Source organism: Duganella sp. CF402 (assembly GCF_900109645.1).
Classification (GTDB): Bacteria; Pseudomonadota; Gammaproteobacteria; order Burkholderiales; family Burkholderiaceae_D; genus Rugamonas.
Genome location: NZ_FOBG01000001.1, coordinates 669163 through 686444, shown reverse-complemented (window position 1 = coordinate 686444; position 17282 = coordinate 669163). Strand labels below are relative to the sequence as shown.

Sequence of the window (17282 nt, the reverse complement as noted above, 5' to 3'; positions counted from 1 at the left end):
GCTATTTCCCCTTCTGTTCGACGTTCTGAGTGGCCAGCGTGGACAGGATGGCGGCAATCACCGGCGCAGCATGCTCGCCACCGGTGACGCCGGAATGGCTGGCGAAAGCCGCCATCGCCAGCCGGTGCGTTTGTCCCGGCAAGCTACCCGCCTCCAGCCAGCCGGTGAACCAGACGGTGGCGGTGTCCTCGCCGCTTGGCGCGGTGCCGGTCTTGCCGTACAAGCCGGGACGCACGCCGGCCAATGCCGCGCCACGGAATGCGCCTGCGCCGGTGCCGACATCGACCACGCCTTTCATGCCCGCCTTGATGCGGTCCAACCGTATGGCGAGCGGCGGCGCGGCTGGCGTAACGCTGTCCTTGCGGCCCAGCGACAGCAGCATGCGCGGCGCCACCACGCGCCCCTGCCCCACGGCCGCCGACGCCAGCGCCATTTGCAGCGGCGTTACCTGCATCCGCAGACCGATCGCCATCTGCCGCAGTTCATGGCGGGTGTGGATCGGATCCATGTGGGCTGGTGTCGCTTGCAGTGCGTCCCATGCGCGCCAGTTGAAGTCTGAGGGCAGCAGGCCGCCGTCCAGTCGCAGGGTTTGTTCAAATCCGAGCCGGTGCGCGGCGGCGACGATGGGACGGATGCTGTCCAGCGCATCGGGATCAAGCGCTTGCAGGTCGGGGGCGCCGCCGTCGGGACGGCCGAACAGGCTGCCGTCACTGAGTTCGCTCGACCAGGCGAACCAGGTATTCAGGCTGTAGGTCAGCGCTTGCGCCAGGCCGAGGCGGCCTTCCTGCGCGCGACGGTCAAGGCTTTGTTCACGGTAGTTGGTGATGTGGGCGAGGCGCGGATTGAGCGGGTAGCTGGCGGCATCGGTCTGGAAGCCGAAGCCGCGCTGCGCGGCCAGCCGGTTGATCGCGGGCAGCGGCATGCCGCCCAGCAGTGCGTCGATTTGTGGATCGTTTTGGGCGGCGATTTCGAGTCCGAGCGCGCTCACCACCTTGAAGGTGGAGCCGGGGCTTTGGTGGACACCGCCGTCGTGCTGCAGGGCTGGCAGACGCAATGGGCTGCGCGCGGGGCTGGTGCGGTCGAAGTCGCGGACTTCGGGCCAATTGGTGCTGGTGATGCGGCCTGCTCCGGCGCCTGCGGCGGCGAGGATGTCGCCGGTTTCGGTGTCAAGGATGACGATGCCGGCGTGGCGGCCTTCCGGTGCTGGCTGGGCGCCGGTGCAGCGGCTGCCATCCCAGCGGCCGCGCTGCATGGCGACGCAATCGAGGACACGCTGGCTGAGGGCCTGCAGCGGCAGGTCGAGTGTAAGGCGGGCGTTGACTGTGCCATCGTTTGCGGGCAGGCGAGCCAGCATGCCAGCGATGCTGTTGGCGTGTTCGGGATTCATCCCGAGCAGCGGCGCCAGGCCGGCTTCGATGGCGGATTCAGTCGGTGCGCCGTCGGCCCATAAGGTGGTGCCGTTGCGGTCTTGCAGCTGGACTGGCGACGACGCGTTGCTGCGGGTGGCGATGTTGTCGGTTGGCGCGAGCGCTTGCCACGCAAGGCGGCCGCCGGTGACGCGCAGGTGGCGGTACTTCTGGTCTTCCGGTGCGTTGAAGTCCAGCGGCTGGACCTCGAGTTGCACGCTGCGCGCGCCGGCCTGCAACGTGAGCGCGAGCTGTTGGACATCGCTGCTGCTGGCGCACGCGCGGCCGGTGCATGCAGGAGCAAATTGGGCGCTGGCGCCGCTGACATCGCCCACGCGGCCGGCGATGAGCATGTGCAGGGTTTCTCCGCCGCTGGCGGCGTTGGGCAGGGACAGTGTGAGACGCACTGTCGGACGGGCGCCATTGCCCTCGCCTGCTTGCGGCCAGCGCGCGATACGGGTCCATTGCTGCCAGCCTTGCGGCAGCGATGCGAACAGACGCGATGCAGCCACCGGCATCTGGCCTGTGGTCGCGATCATCACCGGCGCGTCGCCATTCACGGTGCCCGCGCGGTGCGCTTGGTTGCCGCCGATACTGGCGGTCCAGTCCAGCGCCAGTCCATCGGGCGCCTTGATGCGCCATGCCAGCAGGCGGCGTTCGCTGTTGTAGATATCGATTTGCTGGCGGACGTAGGCGCCGTCGGCTTGGTAGTACAAGCGCTTAAAGAGTTTTTGCGTCGCAGGGCCGGTAGCGACTTGCTGCCAGTCGCGCAGTTCGGCGGCGCGCTCGCTCCCAGCTGCCGCCTGCCACTGCGGCAAATCGCGCGGTGCGATTTCGATCGCGCCGCTTGCGTTCAGGCGGATCAGGCCTTGCGCTTGCAGTTGTTCGAACAGCGCCTGATCTTCCAGCGCGCCCGCAGCGGCCTGCGGAACCTGATACTGGCCAGGCACCAGCCAGGCATTAACGGCACGGCCGCGCGCGGGGAACGCGGTGACCAGCGCCGGGCCGTCGGCCGATGCGGCCGGGCGATACATCTGAACCAGCAGTTCACCCGCTTGAGGGCACATGGCGTTGGCGCGACGTTCAATGCGCAGCGCGGACGTTGTGCCCCACAGGAGCCAGCCCTGCTGGCGCAGGGACACTTGTCCGCTCGCGCCCTGCTCTATCTGGCCGAAGCTGGCGTCGCTCAGCCAGCGGATGTCGGCTTGCTTGCCGCGCCAGCTCAGTTGCAGCGGTTCGCTGAGGGGATCGATGAAGTCGGCGCGGGCCGTGCCTTCGATCTGGATTTCGGGGATGGCGTCGGCGCTGCGATCGGCCACCAGCAGGACGTTGCGCAGTGCGATTTGCGCATCGGCCTCCTGGTTGCGGGAGACCCAGCGCTTGACGTCGTCGAAGCGGTAGCCGAGGCGCAGCGGCAGCAGGCGCGGATCGGTTGGGCTGCGCATCTGGCTGCACAGATCCACGCGCACTGGCGGTGCGGCTTGCAGGCCGGAGGCGATCAGCAAGGCGCCGCCGGGGTGCAGTGTAGCGCTGATGCCGGCCTGCTCGGGCACGCTGAAGGCGATGCCTGGCAGGACGGATTGGTAGGCGTTGGCCGCGCGGACATTGGCGGCCGATTGCGGTGTGCTGGCGGTGGACGCCGCCAGATGGCGCGCATGGCCAGCGATCAGCGCCCCGCCGCCAAGCATGGCGCACATCCCAGCTGCCGCAATCCAGACCGCGTGCGCAGGCATCGTGCGGCGAGGACGTGCAGCGCGCGAGGCGGCGCCCACGCGCACGCCAGTTCCGTCGCCGGGGCCACGTTCGGCGGTGACGGCGCAGGCAGCGGCTCTGGGCCGGACCAGCTTCATCTCAGGGCGGCTGCGCTGGCCGGCGCGCAGGTTGGCGCTGCGGCGACGGGCGCGGCGGCGCTCGGCCCAGGCTTGCAGGATGGTGTGTATGAATCGCGGCATGTGCCCCTCGCCCCTTGTTGGAATCCGCTTTTTCTTAGCAGGGGGACAAGGAAAAACACGCTCTTCATCGCGCTAAAACGCATTTTGCACCGCAAAAATCACCGCCCGTCGCAATCACGTCGCGGCTTGACGGGCCTTTGGATACAGTGAACACATCGAAACACACTTTAACCGTCGAAAGGAAGCAAAATGAACGTCCTGAAAAACTTCGAAGCCCTGTTCGTCGTGACTGTGGCCCTGGCTTGCGGCGCTACCTACGCCCTGGATAAATCGGCTGCACCAGCACAAGACAACAACATGCAAGTGGTGGTCAGCGCCAAGCGCATGACGCCTGAACAGAAGCTGCAATCGGTACTGGAAGAACGCGCCAACACCCTGGCCGCCGAAGCCAAAAAAACCAGCGCAATCTGATCTCTGTGCGTCAGCGCACACTGCGATGCACGCCGTAATGCACAGCTTTGTGTCATATGTAAAAAACTGCATCATTCAAGGCGAGTCCTTGTACCGCTTGATATAGTTCCTCCAAGCGCTGAAACCAGCGTACATAGAACGACGGAGGACAGATCATGATCAAGCCACTTTTCGCTGCCACGATGCTCACCCTGAGCGCAGCAGCTTTTGTACCAACAACCGCTTCGGCCCAAGTCGGCGTCAGCGTCGTGATCGGCAATCCACCGCCACCGCCGCGCTATGAACGCATTCCTGATCCGCGTCCCGGCTATGTCTGGTCGCCCGGCTATTGGGATTGGCGATCGAATCGCCATGTGTGGGTAGGCGGCAGCTGGGTCGTTATGCGGCCAGGCTACGTGTATGCGCAGCCACGCTGGGTCGAACATGACGGCCGCTGGTATCGCGAAGCGGCACGCTGGGAGCGCGGTCCGAACGGTGACCGTGATCATGACGGCGTCCCGAATCGCTACGACCGCCATGACGACCGGCGCGACTACCGCGACCATCATGGCGACCGCCGTGGCTACGGCGACCGCGATCACGATGGCGTCCCTAACCGCTATGACCGCGACCGCGATGGCGACGGTGTGCCGAACAGGTATGATGCACATCCGGACAACCGTCGACGCGATTAATGGAACAATTTGAGTTTGATACGCTGGCCACGGCCGCCTTCAAGGGCGAGCGCGTGGCCGCGCGCCGTTTGGTGGCGCGCATGCAGTTGAGCGAGGCGCAGGCTTTGCTGCAGGTGCTGACTTTGGCCGCCGGTGCGGCTGGGTTGGCGCAGTTGCTGGCCGAGCGCGAGCAGTTGCGCATGCGCGATGAGGAACGGCGTTTGGCAAGACAGGCGCATGCCGCGCACAAGCTGGCGCTGCGCAAGGCGAGCTTGCAGCCATCGGCGGCGGCCTGGCGCGGCTGGTTTGATGGATCGGCGCATCCGAATCCCGGACAGATCGGGATTGGTGCGCTGCTGTGCGGGCCGGACGGACAGCGCGTGGAGATCAGCCGCCGCGCGGGACATGGCAATAGCAGCGAGGCGGAGTATCTGGCGCTAACGGCCTTGCTGGAAGCGGCCGTCGAGATGGGCGCGACCGGGCTGGCCGTATGCGGCGATAGCCAGGTGGTAGTCAATGATGTGAATCTCGGCGCGGTGCGCGGGGCCAAGGGAGTGGAAGAGCATCGCGCGCGCGTGGTCGAATTGATGGCGAAGCTGGGCGGCGTCCAGCTGCGCTGGGTGCCGCGCCACCGCAACGGCGACGCGGACCGCTTGTCGCAACAAGCCATCAACGGCTGATCAGGCGCGCTTCGCGAGCTTCAGGGCTAAGCGGCTCGACGATGGCGCGCGCGGAGCAGCGGTGCTGCTGCGCGGCGCGAACGCCGCCACATTGTCATTCACCTTGAACACGCTGACCGCCTGTGCCAGCGATGCCGCCTGATGCTGCATGGATTCCGCCGCAGCTGCAGCCTCCTCCACCAGCGCCGCATTCTGCTGCGTCACCGCATCCATCGACAGGATGGCCTGATTCACTTCGTTGATGCCGGCGCTTTGCTCGCTGCTGGCTGCAGTGATTTCGCTGATCATGTCGCTGACCTTCTGCACGCTGGCGACAATCTCACCCATCGTGCTGCCCGCGTCGGCCACCAGCTTGCTGCCCAGATTAACCTTCTCCACCGAATCGCCAATCAGCGCCTTGATCTCCTTGGCGGCCGATGCCGAACGCTGCGCCAGATTGCGCACCTCGGAAGCCACCACCGCAAAGCCACGGCCCTGCTCACCGGCGCGTGCCGCTTCCACCGCCGCATTCAGCGCCAGGATATTGGTCTGGAACGCGATACCGTCGATCACCGCGATAATGTCCACGATCTTGCTGGACGACTGGTTGATCGAATCCATCGTGCCGACCACCTGCGCCACCACATCACCGCCCTTGACGGCGACTTGCGCAGCCGATGCCGCCAGCTGATTCGCCTGGCGTGCATTGTCCGCATTGTGCTTGACCGTGGACGTCAGTTCTTCCATCGAGGACGCGGTTTCTTCCAGCGCGCCAGCCTGCTGCTCGGTGCGGCGCGACAGGTCCTGGTTGCCCTGCGCGATTTCAGACGACGACGTGGTAATGTGATCGGTCCCGCTGCGCACCTCGGTCACGATGCCGAGCAGCGCCGAATTCATCTCCTTCAGGGCCGACAGCAGCTGGCCCGTTTCATCCTTGGCGCTATCGTCGATATGGCCGGTCAGGTCGCCGCTGGCGACGCGGCGCGCCGCCGTCACTGCTTCTTGCAGCGGACCGGTAATGCCGGTGGTGAGCATCCACGCGCAAGTCACGCCGAAGGCCAGCACCAGCACCGCCAGCGTGTACAGCAGCTTACGGCTGCTGTTCGCCACGTCTTCGATATGCTCTGCCGCCGCGTCAATCTTCGCGCGCTGCATCTTGAGCAGTTCAACAATCAATTCCTGGTACTTGGCCGTGCCCGGACGGAACACGGTATCGAAGATCTTGCTGGCTTCGTCCAGCTCGCCGGCGGTTTTCAGCTTGGCGATCTGGTCGCGCGAGGACAGGTAGACCTTGCGCTGCTCACCAATGCGGGTGAACAGCTCCTTCTCGTCCGCATCCGAAATCAGCGTTTCGATTTTCTTTTGCAGTTCCGAGGAAGCGGCCGAGGAGGCCTTGGATTCTTCGGCGAAGTAGGCGCCGAGCGAGGCGTCGCTGCTGCGCGCGATGGCGGTGGTGCGTCGGATACCGCTATCAATTTTGCCTGACCAGTCGGAGATCATGCGCTCCTTGGCCAGCGGCACCTGCATCATTTCGCTGGTGGCCGACGCCACGCCTTGCAGCCGCCATACGCTGATGCCGGTGATGAGCATCGCAAACGCCAGGATGATCGTGAAGCCCAGCGCCAGGCGTTTTCCGATACTGATATTCGCCAACATATTCATTCTTGCACCTACCTCTCACAGTAAATCAAAAACAAAACTACGGATCCAGCATCGGGGCCTGCCCGGCGTGAATTTATGCGGCGAGTGCGGTGGTCTCGATCAGCCCCATGTCCGCGCTCGACATCAGCTTGTCGATATCGACCAGGATCAGCATGCGGTCTTCGATGGTGCCCAGGCCGACGATGTGTTCGGTGTTCAGGGCCGAACCGATTTCCGGGGTCGGCTTGATCTGGTCCGGCAGCAGCGTGGTCACGTCCGACACGCGGTCCACCACCATGCCCACCACGCGGTGGCCGATGTTGAGGATGATGACCACGGTGAACTGGTCATAGGTCGGAGTACCCAGGTTGAACTTGATGCGCATGTCGACGATCGGCACGATGATGCCGCGCAGGTTGACCACGCCCTTGACGAAGTCCGGCGCATTGGCGATGCGGGTCGGCGCTTCATAGCTGCGGATCTCGCCGACTTTTTGAATATCGATGCCGTACTCTTCCTGGCCCAGGGTAAAGGCCAGATACTCGGCGCCAACCGACGACGCGGCGTGCAGCTCGCTTACGTTAGACATGGTTTTTCCTTCATAGATAAAGTGATTGGCGTAATGTTACCCCAAGTAAAGTTCCAATGCAGCAAATAAATGCGTCACAGCAATAAATAAACTTATTGCAAGAATCAGATTATTATTTCGGCTACCTTGATTCCCCTGCACAAGCCCGGCGCGAGCCTGTATGATCTGACAAAAATCGTCGACACTCAGGGAGAACGATGAATAGCTTGCTCAACAGCTGGCACCCACGCCTGGTCGCTTTGGCTAACGCAGCCCAAGGGATAGACGGCGCGCACGACACCAATCACCTGCACCGCGTCTGGCGTAACGCCAGCCTGCTGCTGGACGATTATCCCGAAGCCGACCCGTTGATCGTGTTGGCAGGATGCTATCTCCACGATCTGGTCAACCTGCCCAAGAATCATCCCGAGCGCCACCTCGCCTCGCGCCAGGCCGCGCGGCTGGCCAGCCGCCAGCTGGCCGAGCTGGACTTCCCGCCGAATAAGCTGGCCGCCGTGGCGCACGCCATCGAAACCCACAGTTTTTCGGCCGGCATCCGCCCGGAAACCATCGAAGCCAAGATCGTGCAGGATGCCGACCGGCTGGACGCGCTGGGCGCGGTCGGGCTGGCGCGGCTGTTCTACACCGCCGGCCGCATGGATTCGGCGCTGGCGCACCCGGACGATCCGATGGCATTGCACCGCGATCTGAACGACAAGGCCTACGCGCTGGACCACATCGACACCAAGCTGGCCACCCTGCCCGGCAAGATGCAGACCGCTGCCGGCCGTCGCTTGGCCGAAACCCGGCTGAACGAACTGATCGCCTTCCGCGACACCTTTATCGCCGAATGGGCTGCGAGCCCGGCCGCGCCGTAACGAATATCGAGTACCCATGAGCAAACCTGTAGCTGCTGGCAACCTGAATTTTGTACTGATTTGCGTATTTATCGACATGCTCGGCATCGGGCTGATCGTGCCGGTGCTGCCGGTGCTGGTGGGCGAATTCACCGGCACGCGCGAGAATCAAGCGTATTGGTATGGCGTGATGAGCGCCACCTTCGGCCTGATGCAATTTCTGTTCATGCCCATGCTGGGCGCGATCAGCGACCGCATTGGCCGCCGCCCGGTGCTGCTGTATTCGATGGCCGGCATGGCGATCAACTTCTTCACCACCGCCTGGGCGCCCAACCTGGCTTGCCTGTTCATCGGCCGCGTGATCGGCGGCATGTCCTCGGCCAGCATGTCGGTGGCCTCGGCCTATGCTTCGGATATTTCGACACCCGACAACCGCGCCAAGAGCTTCGGCAAGGTTGGCGCCGCATTCGGCCTCGGCTTCATCTGCGGCCCAATGCTGGGCGGCCTGCTGGGCACGGTGGACCTGCACCTGCCGTTCTACGTGGCCGGCGCGCTGTCGGTCGCCAATCTGATTTACGGCTATTTCATCGTGCCGGAATCGCTGCCGCAGGGGCGCCGCGCACCGCTGCAACTGGCCAAGCTGAATCCGCTGGGCGCGCTGGCCAAGCTGGCGCGCCGTACCGATATTCGTGGCCTGGTGGTGACCTACACGCTGGTCACGCTGGCCGCCATGATGCTGCAAACCACCTGGGTGCTGTACACCACCTTCCGCTTCAACTGGACGCCGGGCCAGAATGGCGCGGCGTTGTTCTGCGTCGGCCTGACGGCGGCGGTGGTGCAGGCCGGCCTGCTCGGGGTGCTCATCAAGCGCTTCGGCGAAGTGCGGCTGTCGGTGCTGGGCATGGTGTCGGGCGCGATCACCTATCTGCTGTACGGCCTCGCCACGCAGGGCTGGATGATGTATGTGCTCATCCTGTGCAACGTGCTGTCGTTTGCCATCGGCCCTGCCCTGCAAAGCATCATTTCCAAAGAGACGCCGCCCAACGAGCAAGGCGAGTTGATGGGATCGCTGCAATCGATCAGCAGCGTGGGCGTGATCTTCATGCCGCTGCTGGGCTCCGCCATTTTGGGCGAAGTCAGCCACTTGGCGTCCACCGACTGGCGCATCGGCAGCACCTTCTACCTGTGCGCCGTGATGCAGACGCTGGCCATCTTCGTGGCGCAGCGCTACTTCAGCAAGCACGCGGTGCAAGCATGAAGCTGGCGTGGCTGTTTGCGGCCCTCGTCGCACAAAACGCGGCGGCCGGCTGCTCGCGCGAGATTAACGCGCCGGTGTCGGCCAACGGCGCCAGCGTCATCGTCGAAGGCTTGACGGTGAAAGGCATTTATCCCGACCTGCTGCGCGCCATCGGCCCCAAGGCCGGCTGTCAGTTCGTGTTCACGGTGGTGCCGCGCGCGCGCCAGGTGGCGATGTTCAGCGCCGGCACGGCGGACGTGCTGGTGCCGGCATCGCGCACGCCGGCGCGCGACAAGTTCGGCATCTTCGTGCCGATGATTAACCATCGCGCCATGCTGATCTCGGTGAGCAACGGCCGCGCGCCCATCACCAGCGCGCAGGATCTGCTGGCGCGCAAGGAACTGCGGGTGGCCGTGGTACGCGGCTTCGACTACGGCGAGGCGTACACCGCGCTGATCGACGAGCTGCAAAAGCAAGGCCGCCTGTTCGTGGAGGTGGATGTGGTGGGGATCGCGCGCCTGCTGCATGCCGGCTCGGCCGACCTCACCATCATGGGACCGACGCTGATGGCCGGCGCCATCCGCCGCGATGCTCGCGTGCACGGCCTGCAGGACAAGCTGAAGACCGAAGCCATCCCCGAACTGCCGTGGCACCACAGCGGCGCCTATCTGTCCAATGCGCTCAAGCCGGAGGACATGGCGACCATCCGCGAGGCGCTGGAAAAAGCTGGCAAGTCGAACCAGGTGATGGACGGCTATCTGCACTACTTCCGCGCGGACGTGCTGAACGACAGCGTGCGTCCGCGCTAACCCACTTTATCTGGCTTCCACCACCGGCAATTCCAGCGCGCTGTTGTGGAACACCTTCAGCGTGGCCTTCTGGAAATCGGCAGGCTTGGCGTAGAAGATATTCGGCACATAGGTTTGCGGATTGCGGTCGTACAGCGGGAACCAGCTCGACTGCACCTGCACCATGATGCGGTGGCCCGGCAGGAACACGTGATTGGCGTTCGGCAGCGCAAAGCGGTAGCGCTGCACTTCGTTGGCCGGAATCGGCGACGGCGTTTCCAGGCTGTTGCGGTAGCGGCCACGGAAAATATCCATCGCGATGGCCAGCTGGTAGCCGCCCAGTTCCGGCTGCGACGGCACTTCGTCCGGATACACGTCGATCAGCTTCACCACCCAGTCGGCATCGGTGCCGCTGGTGGAGGCCAGCAGGTTGACCATCGTCTGGCCGGCGATCTGCACCTTGGATTTCAGCGGTTCGGTGACGTAGGTGAGCACGTCGGTGCGGTCGGACACGGCGCGCTGGTCGCTCACCAGCCACGGCTTCCACACATTGCCATCGCCCATGCGCACCGGACGCGGCACGAACGGCACCGGCTTGGCCGGGTCGGACACGTATTCATCGTAACCCTCTTGCGGGGCGTCGAAGCCGAGCTTGAAGCCGTTCTGCAGGTAGATCGGTTTCAGCTGCTGCGCCAACGGCCATTTCGGCAGCTTCTGCCAGCGATTGACGCCGGTCTGGTAGAACAGCACCGGCGGCGTGTCGGCGACCGGTGCGCCATCCTTCAGGTATTGGTCGAGGAAAGGCTGCATGTAGTCGCGGCGGAATTCCAGCGCGGTGTCGCCGGTGAACTTGAACACGCCGAGACCGGATCCTTCGTAGTTGACGCCGCTGTGGCGCCACGGGCCGACCACCAGGAAGTTCTTGTTGTTGGCGGTGTCCTTCGGTTCCAGCACGTCGTAGACGGCGTAGGCGCCGTAGATGTCTTCCTGGTCCCAGTAGCCAACCACGGTCATGGTCGGTACTTTCAGCTGTTTCTTGGCGAGGATCTTGTCCAGCGCCTGGTGCTGCCAGTAGCTGTCGTAGGCCGGATGTTCAAACAATTTTTTGGTGAAGTTCAGCTGGTCGAGGCCGAACCTGGCGGCGTAGGCCGAGACTGAACCGGCGCGCAGGATGCCTTCGTAATCGTCATAAACGCCGGTGGCCAGCGACTTGCCGCCGCTCTTGGCGCCGGTCTGGCCGGCAATGTAGCCGAGGTTGGGCATGCGGAAGGCGCCGTTGTGGAACCAGTCATCGCCGCGCCAGCCGTCGACCATCGGGCTCATGGGCACGGCCACTTTGAGGGCTGGGTGCGGGTCGGTCAGCGCCATCAGCACGGTGAAGCCTTCGTAGGAGGAACCGATCATGCCGACCTTGCCGTTCGACTCGGGGACATTCTTGACCAGCCAGTCGATGGTATCCCAGGCGTCGGTGGCGTGATCGGTGCGGGTGGCGTTGAGCGGACCGATCAGCGGGCGGGTCATCACATAGTCGCCCTCGGAGCCGTACTTGCCGCGCACGTCCTGGAACACGCGGATGTAGCCTTCGCCGACCATCGTTTCATCGCCCTGCCCGACCGTGGCGGCGATGCTGGGGCTGTTGTAGCGGCTGGCGCGGCCGCTGGCGTTGTAGGGGGTGCGGGAGAGGACGATGGGCGCGCGCTGGGCGTCTTTCGGGATCACGATCACGGTGTGCAGCTTGACGCCGTCGCGCATCGGGATCATGACATCGCGCTTGATGTAGTCGGCGTTGGGGATGACGGTATCGAACTTGGCCGGAATATCCGGCGCCATCGCCGGCGTCTGCGCGAAGGCAGGGAAAGAAAAAGCAAGCAAGGCGGCAACAACGCTACGACGCATATCGACTCCAACGGAAAGTTTCCAATGGAGCAATAGTACCATTAATGCAGGAGTTTAAAGAGCACAGCGATGACGCCTGATTGAGCTAGCAAAAGGCCGACCATCCATTGAATCATCTCGGATTTCAATTGCGCCAAACGCATGTCCAAATGGTCTTTCGTGACCAAGTGACTGTCAATGACCTCAAATAGCGCCAACGCCAGCGCCTTGGCCTGCCGTTCGCTAAATCCACCTTCCACCAGTGCGTCCATGAATGCCACCATATTGAAGTTGTTAGCCATATTATTCTCCTTTTAAGCTTAGACCGCCTGCCGCGCCGGAGAGTTCCCCACCTTGACAGACCGGCCACGAACTGCAACCATACGGCCATGATTTTTTCTGCCCCACTTCACGCCTGCATGTATTGGCGCCGCTCCTAGCGCGAGCGGCCACTTTCCCAATAGTGATGTGATATTTTTATCAACGCCGCCCTCGTCTGGTGGCGTTTTTACATCCAGACCGGGGCAAAACCTAGCAATCCCAAGGAACCCTGATGAGTCTGCCTGAACAGTCCAACACCGAAGCCGTCGCCGTCGCACCTAAAGGTCCGCAAATCATCCTGACCGGCGACCGCCCGACCGGCCCGCTGCACCTCGGCCACTACGTCGGCAGCCTGCGCAACCGCGTCGAGTACCAGCACCAGTTCAAGCAATTCATCATGCTGGCCGACTCGCAAGCGCTGACCGACAACATGGACGACACCAACAAGGTGCACCGCAACGTGGTCGAAGTGGCACTGGACTACCTGGCAGTCGGCATCGACCCGGCCAAGTCGACCATCCTGATCCAGTCGCAGATTCCCGAGCTGGCCGAGCTGACCTTCTACTACCTGAACATGGTCACCGTAGCCCGCCTCGAGCGCAACCCGACCGTGAAAACCGAAATCGCCCTGCGCGGCTTCGAGCGCGACATCCCGGCCGGCTTCCTGACCTACCCTGCCTCACAGGCGGCCGACATCTCGGCCTTCAAGGCCACGCTGGTGCCGGTCGGCGAAGACCAGATCCCGATGATCGAACAGACCAACGAAATCGTGCGCCGCTTCAACCGCATCGCCGACAAGAACATCCTGGTCGAGTGCAAGGCGCTGGTGCCGGACATCGGCCGCCTGCCGGGCATCGACGGCAAAGCCAAGATGAGCAAGTCGCTGGGCAACACCATCAACCTGGGCGCCAGCGCCGCCGAAATCACCGCCGCCGTGAAGAAGGTCTACACCGACCCGCTGCACCTGCGCGTGGAAGATCCGGGCCACCTGGAAGGCAACGTTGCCTTCATCTACCTGGATGCCTTCGATCCTGAAAAGGACAAGCTGGAAGAAATGAAAGCCCACTACGTGCGCGGCGGCCTGGGCGATTCCATCGTCAAGAAACGCCTGGAACTGGTGCTGCAGGAAATGCTGGCGCCGATCCGCGCCCGCCGCGAAGAGCTGGCGCAGGACAAGGGCTACATCATGCAGATGCTGAAAGAAGGCACCATGCGCGCACGCGAAGTGGCGGCCCAGACCGCCGATGAAGTCAAGGCCGCCCTCGGCCTGAGCTACTTCTGAACCAGCAGCTGCCGCCGGCGCTGACCTGGCTGTGGCTGGCGTCGTTCTACGGCGTCGCCAGCGTGGCCTGCTTCATCGCCTACGCCATCGACAAATCGGCGGCAATCCACCAGCGCCGCCGCATTTCCGAGCGCACCTTGCTGCTGCTGGGCCTGTGCTGCGGCTGGCCGGGCGGCTGGCTGGCGCAGCAGGCGCTGCGGCATAAAACGGTCAAGACTTCGTTTCAAATCGCTTTCTGGTGCAGCGCCGTCGCCAACGTGGCGGCGATATGGTGGCTTTGCACACTCTACTGAGGACTTCAACGATGTGGCACGGCGTGTTGTGTGGTTTGCTGGCGGGCGCCATGTGGGGCATGGTGTTCATTACGCCGGTGTTCCTGAGCGCCTTCACGCCGCTGGAAATGGCCTGCGGCCGCTACATCGCCTACGGCCTGATCGCCGCCAGCCTGATGGGCACGCGCCTGGCGCCGCTGCTGCGCCGGCTCGACCGCGACGACGTCATCGCCATGATCAAGCACGCGCTGGCCGGTAACATCGTCTACTACATGCTGCTTGCGCTGGGCGTGAAACTGGCCGGCGTGGCCGCCACCTCTCTGATCATCGGCGTGCTGCCGATTTCCGTCACGCTGATGGGCCACAAGGATCATGGCTCGGTGCCGCTCAGGCAGTTGGTGTTGCCGCTGCTGCTGGTGGCGGCCGGTATCGCCTGCATCAACATCGATGTGTTCACGCACGACGTCGGCAACGGCATGCCGTTCAACGCCAAGCTGCTGGGCGTGCTGTGCGCCGCCGGCGCGCTGGCCTGCTGGACCTGGTACTCGGTCGATAACGCGCGCTACCTGAAACGCAATCCGCACTTCAGCAGCGGCGAGTGGTCGTCGCTGTACGGTATTTCCAGCGGTCTGATCGCGATGGTGATTGCGCTGGTGGCGCTGGCCATCTTCCACGGCGACGTGACCGGCGCCGCAGCAGTTGCCAGCGGCCGCGACTGGACCGTGTTCTGGATCGTCAACGCGCTGCTGGCACTGGGCGCCTCGGTGATCGGCAACCACCTGTGGAACGTGGCCAGCCGCAAGGTGCCGCTGACCTTGTCCGGCCAGCTGATCCTGTTCGAAACGCTGTTCGCGCTGCTGTACGGTTTCATCTACAAGCAGCAGTTGCCGCGCGCGCTGGAAATTGCCGCCGTGGCGTTATTGATTGCGGGTGTGATGTGGTCGGTGCGCGTGCACGCACTCGATGATCCGAGCGAAGCGCACGCCGATTGATTTAGTGATTATCGAGCAGGCCGCTCTCGCTCAGCACATCCTGGATCAGCTCCAGCCGCAGCACCGGATTTTCCTGCAATAGCAGGCGCTGCTTCTCTTCGATATCGAGCCGCAGCAATTCGCACCAGCGGTTCGCCACCCAGCCGGCCTCGTCCAACCGATACGGCGGCGCCAGCGACATATTGGCGGTCGAGATCTGCTTCTTCTGCAGCGAGCGGATCAGCGCGCCCAGCGCGTTGGCCACGTCCTGCTGCTCGGTCGGGATGGGCACCACCATATCCTCCGCCACCTCCTCCACCTCGGCCATCCACAAGCCATGCTTGAGCTGCTCGGCCGTCTTGACCTGGAAGCGCGTGGTGCCGATGCAGGAGATTTGCAGCAGGCCCGGCAGCGGCGCGCTCCAGTCGAGGATACGCGCCATCGTGCCGCAGCCGGACAGGGTTTCGTGTTGATCGGGGACGCGCACTTCGCTGCCGTCCAGCAGCGAGACCACGCCGAACTCTTCACCCTTGGCGATGCAGCGCTTGACCAGGTCGAGATAGCGCACTTCAAACACCTGTAACGGCAAATGGCCGTCAGGGAACAGAATCGTTTTCAGCGGAAAAAGAGGGATTGATGGCATTTCGCTATGATCTCACGAAATGCCTGACCCCGGTTCATGGTCGAATGAAAATCGTTCCGTCTTTTATGACCATTTGCACTTTTCGCAAGACTGAAATATCTTGCGTGGGATCGCCCTGCACCGCGACCACGTCCGCCAGATAGCCTTCCCGCAGCTGCCCCAATGCAGGCTGTCCAAGCACCGCCGCGTTGACCACGGTGGCGGCGCGCAAGGCCTCCAGCGGCGTCATGCCCAGCTTGACCATCCACTCCAGCTCACGCGCATTGTCGCCATGTGCAAACACGCCGACATCGCTGCCGTTGCCGATGCTGACGCCCAGTTTGCGCGCCAGCTGGAAGGCGCGCGCCGCCGCTTGCATGGACGGGGTTGGCGCGCCGCCACGCTGATGCTTCTGGAAATATTCGCTGGTGGCTTCGGGAGCGGTCAGGGTCGGGAAATAAGCCACATGGCGCTCGGCCATCAGCTTGAAGGTGGCCTCGCTGCCGCCGTAGCCGTGCTCGATGGTGTCGACGCCGGCCAAGGCCGAGCGGCGCATGCCCTCGTCGGTGCTGGCGTGGGCCGCGACCTTGCGGCCCGATTCATGCGCCGCTTGCACCAGCGCGTTCAGTTCCGCTTGCGAGAAGGTGGCGTGGGCGCTGCCGTCAGGACCGGTGCGATAGTCGGCGTAGACCTTGATCCAGTCGGCGCCGCGCGCGCCCTGCTCGCGCACCGCTTTTACGACCTCGTCGACGCCGCTGGCCTCCTGCGCGCCTTTCGGCAAATCCACATCGGCGCGATAACTGCGCGGCGACGGGCCATAACTGCCGCTGGCGACAATCGCCCGGGTGGCAATAAATAATCGCGGCCCCGGTATCACGCCGTCATTAATCGCTTTTTTAATGGCGACGTCGGCATACAAGGCGCCTTCGGTGCCGAGATCGCGCAGCGTGGTAAATCCCGCGCGTAAAGTCGCAGCGGCGTGGCGGCCTGCCAGCAAAGTCCGGTATTCGACCGATTCCTTTAAGACCTGGTCATCCCACGTGGTTTCGTTATATGGATGGAGCAGCACATGCGAGTGCAAATCCATTAAACCGGGAATCAGGGTGGCGTCCGGCAGGTTGATACGCTCGGCGCCCGCAGGGATATTCATTTTATCGGCCGGCCCGACGGCGGCGATCTTGTTGCCGCTGATAAGCACCGACCAATTGGTATGCGGCTGGCCCTCGCCAGTCCACACCCGCGCGGGGCTTAACAGGGTGTCTGCGGCGTGCGCCGCAGGAGAGAATATGCCGATTAAGACGGAGATTAATACTGCAAGTCGATTACGCTTCAATATAAACTCCGCCTGCCCGGCATTGAAAAGAAAATTACTTAATCAGATAATCGTCTTTGTTCTTGCCTTCGAGCCATTTCGGCGCGCGGCCACGGCCGGTCCAGGTCTCGCCGGTGGTGTCGTCGCGGTACTTGGTTGGCACCGGCGCGCGCGGTTTCGACGTTTTTACCTTGGCCACGCCGCCCAGATCCGCAACCGTCAGGCCGTATTCACGCATGATGGTGAAGATTTTCTCTTTAGCCTGCGTAACTTCGTTTTTACGGGCGGATTCGGCCAGATTTTCCAGTTCAGCGATCTTCGCTTTGTATTCCTGGTAAGTCGTCATCTTAATTCCTTCATCGCGAGGGGTTATTTGATACGCGCAATTTACCATAATTTGGCGGCCGCACTCTAGCTATATCCCAATATAGCGATAAAAATGAATATTTTCTACC

Annotated in this window: 17 protein-coding genes; 9 read left to right on the top strand and 8 right to left on the bottom strand. The window is 63.3% G+C overall.

The window, feature by feature from the left end:
• Position 1: 1 nt before the first annotated feature.
• Positions 2–3358: a penicillin-binding transpeptidase domain-containing protein gene (locus BMZ70_RS03185; RefSeq protein WP_092269803.1), complete on the bottom strand. Its 3357-nt coding sequence runs from the start codon at positions 3356–3358 to the stop codon at positions 2–4.
• A 189-nt stretch (positions 3359–3547) separates the two neighbouring features.
• Between BMZ70_RS03185 and BMZ70_RS03180 the strand changes: the two genes are divergently transcribed.
• The 3 genes from BMZ70_RS03180 (at position 3548) to BMZ70_RS03170 (ending at position 5102) form a co-directional block, all read left to right on the top strand.
• A complete protein-coding gene (locus BMZ70_RS03180; RefSeq protein WP_092269800.1) occupies positions 3548–3769 on the top strand; it encodes a hypothetical protein in 222 nt (73 codons plus the stop codon).
• 155 nt (positions 3770–3924) lie between these two features.
• A complete protein-coding gene (locus tag BMZ70_RS03175) occupies positions 3925–4443 on the top strand; it encodes a YXWGXW repeat-containing protein (RefSeq protein ID WP_092269797.1) in 519 nt (172 codons plus the stop codon).
• Entirely contained in the window at positions 4443–5102 is a 660-nt protein-coding gene (locus tag BMZ70_RS03170) for a ribonuclease HI family protein (protein ID WP_092269794.1), read from the top strand. Before BMZ70_RS03175 ends, BMZ70_RS03170 begins: the two co-directional genes overlap by 1 nt.
• On the opposite strand, the gene BMZ70_RS03165 is transcribed toward BMZ70_RS03170, so the two are convergent.
• Positions 5103–6743: a methyl-accepting chemotaxis protein gene (locus tag BMZ70_RS03165; protein WP_092269791.1), complete on the bottom strand. Its 1641-nt coding sequence runs from the start codon at positions 6741–6743 to the stop codon at positions 5103–5105.
• A gap of 73 nt (positions 6744–6816) precedes the next feature.
• Positions 6817–7311: a chemotaxis protein CheW gene (locus BMZ70_RS03160; RefSeq protein ID WP_092269788.1), complete on the bottom strand. Its 495-nt coding sequence runs from the start codon at positions 7309–7311 to the stop codon at positions 6817–6819.
• Between the two features lie 197 nt (positions 7312–7508).
• On the opposite strand from BMZ70_RS03160, the gene BMZ70_RS03155 reads away from it, so the two are divergent.
• From BMZ70_RS03155 to BMZ70_RS03145, 3 genes are read left to right on the top strand one after another with little or no spacing between them, the layout of a single operon-like run.
• On the top strand, positions 7509–8168 hold the full coding sequence (locus BMZ70_RS03155; RefSeq protein ID WP_092269785.1) for an HD domain-containing protein: 660 nt from the start codon (positions 7509–7511) through the stop codon (positions 8166–8168).
• 16 nt (positions 8169–8184) lie between these two features.
• Positions 8185–9405: a TCR/Tet family MFS transporter gene (locus BMZ70_RS03150; protein WP_092269782.1), complete on the top strand. Its 1221-nt coding sequence runs from the start codon at positions 8185–8187 to the stop codon at positions 9403–9405.
• Positions 9402–10193, top strand: a complete 792-nt coding sequence (locus tag BMZ70_RS03145) for a substrate-binding periplasmic protein (RefSeq protein WP_092269779.1) — start codon at positions 9402–9404, stop codon at positions 10191–10193. The genes BMZ70_RS03150 and BMZ70_RS03145 overlap by 4 nt, the downstream gene beginning before the upstream one ends.
• A gap of 6 nt (positions 10194–10199) precedes the next feature.
• Here the strand turns inward: BMZ70_RS03145 and BMZ70_RS03140 are convergent, their stop codons facing one another.
• Positions 10200–12068 carry a CocE/NonD family hydrolase gene (locus BMZ70_RS03140; RefSeq protein ID WP_092269776.1) on the bottom strand — a complete coding sequence of 623 codons (1869 nt, stop codon included), beginning with the start codon at positions 12066–12068 and terminating at the stop codon, positions 10200–10202.
• Positions 12069–12109: 41 nt separating this feature from the next.
• Positions 12110–12349 carry a CCDC90 family protein gene (locus tag BMZ70_RS03135; protein ID WP_092269773.1) on the bottom strand — a complete coding sequence of 80 codons (240 nt, stop codon included), beginning with the start codon at positions 12347–12349 and terminating at the stop codon, positions 12110–12112.
• Positions 12350–12600: 251 nt separating this feature from the next.
• On the opposite strand from BMZ70_RS03135, the gene trpS reads away from it, so the two are divergent.
• The 3 genes from trpS (at position 12601) to BMZ70_RS03120 (ending at position 14914) form a co-directional block, all read left to right on the top strand.
• The gene (trpS, locus tag BMZ70_RS03130) at positions 12601–13650 is read left to right on the top strand and encodes a tryptophan--tRNA ligase (RefSeq protein WP_092269770.1); all 1050 of its coding nucleotides are present in this window, start codon (positions 12601–12603) and stop codon (positions 13648–13650) included.
• A gap of 62 nt (positions 13651–13712) precedes the next feature.
• Positions 13713–13943, top strand: coding sequence for a DUF1294 domain-containing protein (locus BMZ70_RS03125; RefSeq protein ID WP_229205270.1), 231 nt, complete (start codon positions 13713–13715; stop codon positions 13941–13943).
• An 11-nt stretch (positions 13944–13954) separates the two neighbouring features.
• Complete coding sequence (locus BMZ70_RS03120; protein WP_092269764.1) at positions 13955–14914, top strand: DMT family transporter; 960 nt, start codon at positions 13955–13957, stop codon at positions 14912–14914.
• Position 14915: 1 nt separating this feature from the next.
• Here BMZ70_RS03120 and BMZ70_RS03115 read toward each other — a convergent pair whose 3' ends face one another.
• The 3 genes from BMZ70_RS03115 to BMZ70_RS03105 all read right to left on the bottom strand — a co-directional run bounded on the left by BMZ70_RS03115 (position 14916) and on the right by BMZ70_RS03105 (position 17173).
• Entirely contained in the window at positions 14916–15536 is a 621-nt protein-coding gene (locus BMZ70_RS03115) for an LON peptidase substrate-binding domain-containing protein (protein ID WP_092269762.1), read from the bottom strand.
• Positions 15537–15570: 34 nt separating this feature from the next.
• Positions 15571–16665, bottom strand: a complete 1095-nt coding sequence (locus BMZ70_RS03110; RefSeq protein WP_229205269.1) for a metal-dependent hydrolase family protein — start codon at positions 16663–16665, stop codon at positions 15571–15573.
• A 217-nt stretch (positions 16666–16882) separates the two neighbouring features.
• A complete protein-coding gene (locus BMZ70_RS03105) occupies positions 16883–17173 on the bottom strand; it encodes an H-NS histone family protein (RefSeq protein WP_092269757.1) in 291 nt (96 codons plus the stop codon).
• Positions 17174–17282: the final 109 nt, after the last annotated feature.